This window comes from Stenotrophomonas sp. PA-6-5C (assembly GCF_021605635.1).
GTDB lineage: Bacteria > Pseudomonadota > Gammaproteobacteria > Xanthomonadales > Xanthomonadaceae > Stenotrophomonas > Stenotrophomonas lactitubi.
Genome location: NZ_WKEE01000106.1, coordinates 1 through 5,198, shown reverse-complemented (window position 1 = coordinate 5,198; position 5,198 = coordinate 1). Strand labels below are relative to the sequence as shown.

The window sequence follows — 5,198 nt, the reverse complement described above, 5'->3', positions numbered from 1 at the left end:
ATCCGCGACTGCGGCTTCCAATGCAACGCGCCGATGCCCGATGCCGACCCCGCCGCAGGCGCGCACGCCCATGCTGCGCATGCCGGGCACGGACAGGAATTGGCCGCAGAGCGCCCCGCTGACGCCCACGCCGGCCACGGCGATGACGCCACGGATGCCGGGGGCCACGACGCCCATGCGGGCATGAACCACGGCAGCGATCTGCACGCCGCGGCGCGCGACATGGGCCGCCGCTTCCTGGTCGCCCTCGCCTTCGCGATCCCGGTATTCGTGTGGTCGCCCATGGGCGGGCTGATAGAGCCGCCGCCGGTGCCGTTCGGACTGCGCGAGAACGTCTGGTTGTTCCTGCTGGCGACCGGCGCCGTGCTGTATCCGGGCTGGCCATTCTTCAGCGCCGCGATCCGGTCCCTGCGACGGGGTGTGCTGGACATGGCGGTCCTGGTGCTCCTGAGCGTGGGCACAGGTTACGGTTTCAGCATCGCGTCGACGTTCTTCTTCGACGGGCCGAACTTCTACGAGGCCTCGGCCGTCCTGCTGACCTTCGTCCTGCTTGGCCACTGGCTCGAGATGCGGGCTCGCGCCGGCGCCTCGGACGCCATGAAAGCGCTGCTGAAGCTGTCCCCACCCCGCGCGGTCGTCCGGCGCGAGGGGCAGGAGCTCGACATTCCCACCGCTGAAGTGCTGGTCGGCGAGACCGTGATCGTGCGGCCCGGGGCGAAGATCCCGGTCGATGGCATCGTGACGGAAGGCAGCTCTCAGGTCGACGAATCCATGCTGACCGGCGAGTCGATGCCGGTGCGCAAGGATCCCGGAGAGTCCGTCGTCGGCGGATCGATCAACAAGAGCGGCGCATTCGCCTACACCGCCACCAAGATCGGCAGCGACACGGCACTGGCGCAGATCATCAAGCTGGTCCAGACCGCGCAGAACTCCAAGGCGCCCGCGCAGCTGCTCGCCGACCGCGCCTCGCAATGGCTGGTGCTGGCTGCGATCGTGATCGGGCTGCTGACCTTCGCGGTCTGGTTCTGGTGGCTGGGACAGCCGCTGCTGTTCGCGCTCACGCTGACGATCACCGTCTTCGTCATCGCCTGCCCCGATGCACTCGGTTTGGCCACGCCGATGGCGATCATGATCGGCACTGGCCTGGGGGCACGACACGGCATCCTCTTCAAGCATGCCGAATCGATTGAGAAGAGCGCACGCCTGGACGTGGTGATCTTCGACAAGACCGGCACCCTGACGGTCGGCGCCCCCGAGGTGGTCGACATGGCGGTCGCGCCGGGCTGGACGCAGGAGCGGTTGCTGGCCGCGGCCGCCGCGGTCGAGGCGCACTCCGAGCACCCGCTGGCGCAGGCCATCCTGAAGCGTGCCGGTCCGGTAGCCGAGCGCGCTACCGCGTTCACCAACATCGATGGCCAGGGCGCTACCGGCGTGGTTGACGGGGTGCAGGTGGTGCTGGGCAACCGGATCCTGATGGTCGAGCACGGCATCGACCTCTCGGTATTGGAAGCGGAGGCTGCGCGCCTCACCGGTGCCGGTCGCACGGTGATCTATGCCGGGGTGGGTGACCGGCTCGCAGGCTTCTTCGCGATTGCCGACGCGATCCGGGAGACCTCGCGCGCGGCCATCGACGAATTGCACCGGCGCAACATCAAGGTGGCGATGATCACCGGCGACAACCGCCCCACGGCCGAGCGCGTGGCACAGGACCTGGGAATCGACATCGTGCTGGCCGACGTGCTGCCGGGCGGCAAGGCCGATGAGGTCATCAAGCTGCAGTCGCAGGGCCTCAAGGTCGGCATGGTGGGCGACGGCATCAACGACGCACCGGCGCTCACCCAAGCCGACGTTGGGTTCGCGATCGGCGCCGGCACCGACGTCGCCATCGAGAGTGCCGACATCGTGCTCATGCACAGCGACCCTTATGACGTCGTTCGCGCGACCACCATCGCCCACGCCACTCTGCGCAAGATGCATCAGAATCTGGGCTGGGCCGTGGGCTACAACGTGCTGGCCTTTCCGCTGGCGGCCGGTGTGCTCTATCCGTTCGTGCTGTCGCCAGAAATCGCCGCGCTGTCGATGTCGGGCAGTTCGGTGATCGTCGCCCTCAACGCGTTGCTGCTCAAACGCCTTCCACTGGCGGATGCCGCCACCCCTCGCAGCCCATCTAAGGAGTCCACACCATGAATACGGTCACACACGTCGCCCATTCCAGACCCCGAGGTACCAATCGCAGCCATTGGGTCGCCGCACTGGCCCTCGCGCTCGCGTTCGCATTGCCGGGGGTCGTCTCCGCGAACGAGGGTGGGTTCCGCCACAACGTGTTGATGCGCGGCCAGGTGCTGGAAAAGCAGGACGGAACGCTTGTGGTCTGTGTCGGGCAGGCCGACGGTGCCCAGGTCGGGCAGGTGCTGGACGTGATCCGGCACAAGCGCCGTATCCGGCATTCGCGGGCCGGCGGTCCACGCTACCGCCGCGAGAACGTTGGCCAAGTGCGCATCGTCGAACTGTTCGACAGCCACTACGCGGAGGCTGAAGTGATCTCCGGGAGCCCCAAGGTCAACGACACAGTGGAGCTGATCCGCCCCTGACAGGCGCGCGGGCGATGCAGATGCGCCTCGGCCCTCGCCATGCCCTCCGCAATCACTTCCCTTCCAGGACAGGAGCCACACCATGACAGCGTCTTCCAACCCCACCCTGCAATTCCTCGGTGCCGCGGGCACCGTGACCGGCTCGCGCTACCTGGTCGAGGCCAACGGTCAGCGCGTGCTCGTGGACTGCGGCCTGTTCCAGGGCTACAAGCAATTGCGCGAGCGCAACTGGGCTCCGTTTCCCGTCGAGGCGTCATCAATCGACGCGGTGGTCCTGACCCACGCCCACCTGGACCATTCGGGCTACTTGCCCGCACTGGTCAAACAAGGGTTCCGCGGCCGGATCCACTGCACCCATGGCAGCGTGGCCCTGTGCGGCCTGCTGCTTCCCGACAGCGGACACCTGCTCGAAGAGGAGGCCAAGTACGCGGCCCGCAAGGGGTACTCCAAGCACAAGGAACCACGGCCGCTTTATACCGAGGATGACGCCCGCCGCAGCCTGAAGCAGCTCAAGGGGCATGACTATGGTCGCGACATCGAGGTCGCATCAGGCGTCACGATCCGCTTCCATCCTGCCGGCCACATCCTGGGCGCTGCCCATGTCAGCCTTGACGTCCAGGGCCAGCGCCTGCACTTCAGTGGCGACCTGGGACGGCAGCAGGAGTCGCTGATGAATCCGCCGACGCCCCTGCCCGCCTGTGACGTCCTGGTCTGCGAATCCACATATGGCAATCGGGAACACATTCCGATCGACCAAGAAGCCGAGCTGGCACCGATCATCCGCCGCGTTGCCGCCCGCGGGGGCGTGATCGTCATTCCCGCCTTTGCCATCGGCCGCGCCCAGGCGCTCATGCTGCATATCGCCCGGCTGCGTGAGCGCAAGGACATCCCTCGCGTGCCGGTCTACCTCAACAGCCCGATGGCGATCAACGCGACCCGGCACTACCACGACCACCACTCCGAGCACCACGTGTCCGACGAGGACTGCCAGCGGATGTTCGACGTGGCCACCTTCGTCAACACTGTAGAAGAGTCGAAGGCACTCAACCGCCAGCGCGGGCCGATGATCATCATCTCGGCCAGCGGCATGATCACCGGCGGGCGCGTGCTGCACCACATCGAGGCGTTCGGCCCCGATGACCGCAACGCGATCCTGCTCGCGGGCTACCAGGCCGGAGGAACACGCGGTGCCGCGCTGGCGGCAGGCAAGCGCACGTTGCGCATGTTCGGCCGCGAGGTCCCCATCCGCGCCGAGGTGGTGCAGCTGGAGGGCTTCTCCGGCCACGCCGACGCCGGGGAGCTGCTGGACTGGATGCGCACCGCGCCGTCCGCGCCGCGCATGGTCTACCTCACCCACGGCGAGCCCGACGCTGCAGACACGCTGCGCGGGCGCGTGCAGCGTGAACTGGGCTGGCGTGCGCGCGTGCCGGGGCACCTGGAGCAAGTCGGATTGGAGGATGCGAGATGACCACGCAGGCCCCGGGCCACACCCGCCTGCGCGTCACCCGTGCCGGCATCGACACCTACCAGCAGCCGGTGGTCTATATGCACCGCGACTGCGAGGTCTGTCGCTCGGAAGGCTTTGCGGCGTTGACGCGCGTCAGGCTGGACGTGGACGCCCGCACGCTGGTGGCGACGCTGAACGTGGTCATCGACGATCGGCTCGGCCTGGACGAGGTGGCGTTGTCGGAGGCCGCGTGGACGCTCCTCGATCCCGCGCCCGACGCCCTCGCCGGCGTCAGGCACGCGGAACCCGCGGCGTCGGCGGGCGCGCTCCGTGCCAAGGTGTTCGGCGCCCGGTTGGACGACGCGCAGTACTTCGCCCTGGTGCAGGACGTGATGGAAAGCAGGTTGTCGGACCTGGAGCTTGCAGCTTTCGTCACTGCCAGCGCGGGTGACCGCCTGGACCATGCGGAGACGACCGCGCTGACGCGAGCCATGATCTCCGTGGGCCAGCGCCTGGACTGGGGCGAAGGGCCGGTGCTGGACAAACACTGCGTAGGTGGCCTGCCGGGCAATCGCACCACCCCGATCGTGGTGGCCATCGTGGCTGCGCTGGGCTACCGCATCCCGAAGACCTCGTCGCGCGCGATCACGTCGCCCGCGGGCACCGCCGACACCATGGAAGTGATGGCGCCGGTGGCGCTCGACCTGGCGGCGATGCGCCGGGTGGTGGAGCGCGAGGGCGGCTGCATCGTGTGGGGTGGCAACGTGCGCCTGAGCCCGGCCGACGACATCCTGATCCGGGTCCAGCGCCCGCTGGATTTCGACAGCGACGGCCAACTGGTCGCCAGCGTGCTGTCGAAGAAGATAGCCGCGGGCTCCACCCACGTCCTGATCGACATGCCGGTGGGTCCGACGGCCAAGGTGCGAGGTGAGGCCGCGGCCCACAGCCTCGGCACGCGGCTTGCCCACACCGCGGGCGCGCTGGGATTGCAGTTGGGCATCCATCGCTCCGACGGCACCCAGCCGGTGGGTCGGGGAATCGGCCCGGCGCTCGAGGCGCACGACGTGCTCAAGGTGCTGCGCAACGCGGCCGATGCACCCGCCGACCTTCGCGAACGCGCACTTGCGCTGTCCGCGGCGCTGCTGGACATGGCAGCGGGC

Annotated in this window: 4 protein-coding genes; all 4 read left to right on the top strand. The window is 68.3% G+C overall.

Translation table 11 applies throughout. The features are described 5' to 3' along the window. Window positions 1-2,187, top strand: a 2,187-nt coding sequence (locus tag GIW57_RS23565; protein WP_236513129.1) for a copper-translocating P-type ATPase, incomplete at its 5' end; no start/stop codon positions are given. Next, a complete protein-coding gene (locus GIW57_RS23560; RefSeq protein WP_049436410.1) occupies window positions 2,184-2,591 on the top strand; it encodes a hypothetical protein in 408 nt (135 codons plus the stop codon). The genes GIW57_RS23565 and GIW57_RS23560, both read left to right, overlap by 4 nt. 133 nt (window positions 2,592-2,724) lie before the next feature. Then, window positions 2,725-4,059, top strand: a complete 1,335-nt coding sequence (locus GIW57_RS23555; RefSeq protein WP_229301209.1) for an MBL fold metallo-hydrolase — start codon at window positions 2,725-2,727, stop codon at window positions 4,057-4,059. Further along, a partial coding sequence (locus GIW57_RS23550) for a thymidine phosphorylase (protein ID WP_236513127.1) occupies window positions 4,056-5,198 on the top strand: 1,143 nt, incomplete at its 3' end. The genes GIW57_RS23555 and GIW57_RS23550, both read left to right, overlap by 4 nt.

What these genes read in the sequence shown, in the direction of transcription:
- GIW57_RS23560 (WP_049436410.1), top strand. Translation starts at nt 2,184, where the DNA reads ATGAATACGGTCACACACGTCGCCCATTCCAGACCCCGAGGTACCAAT.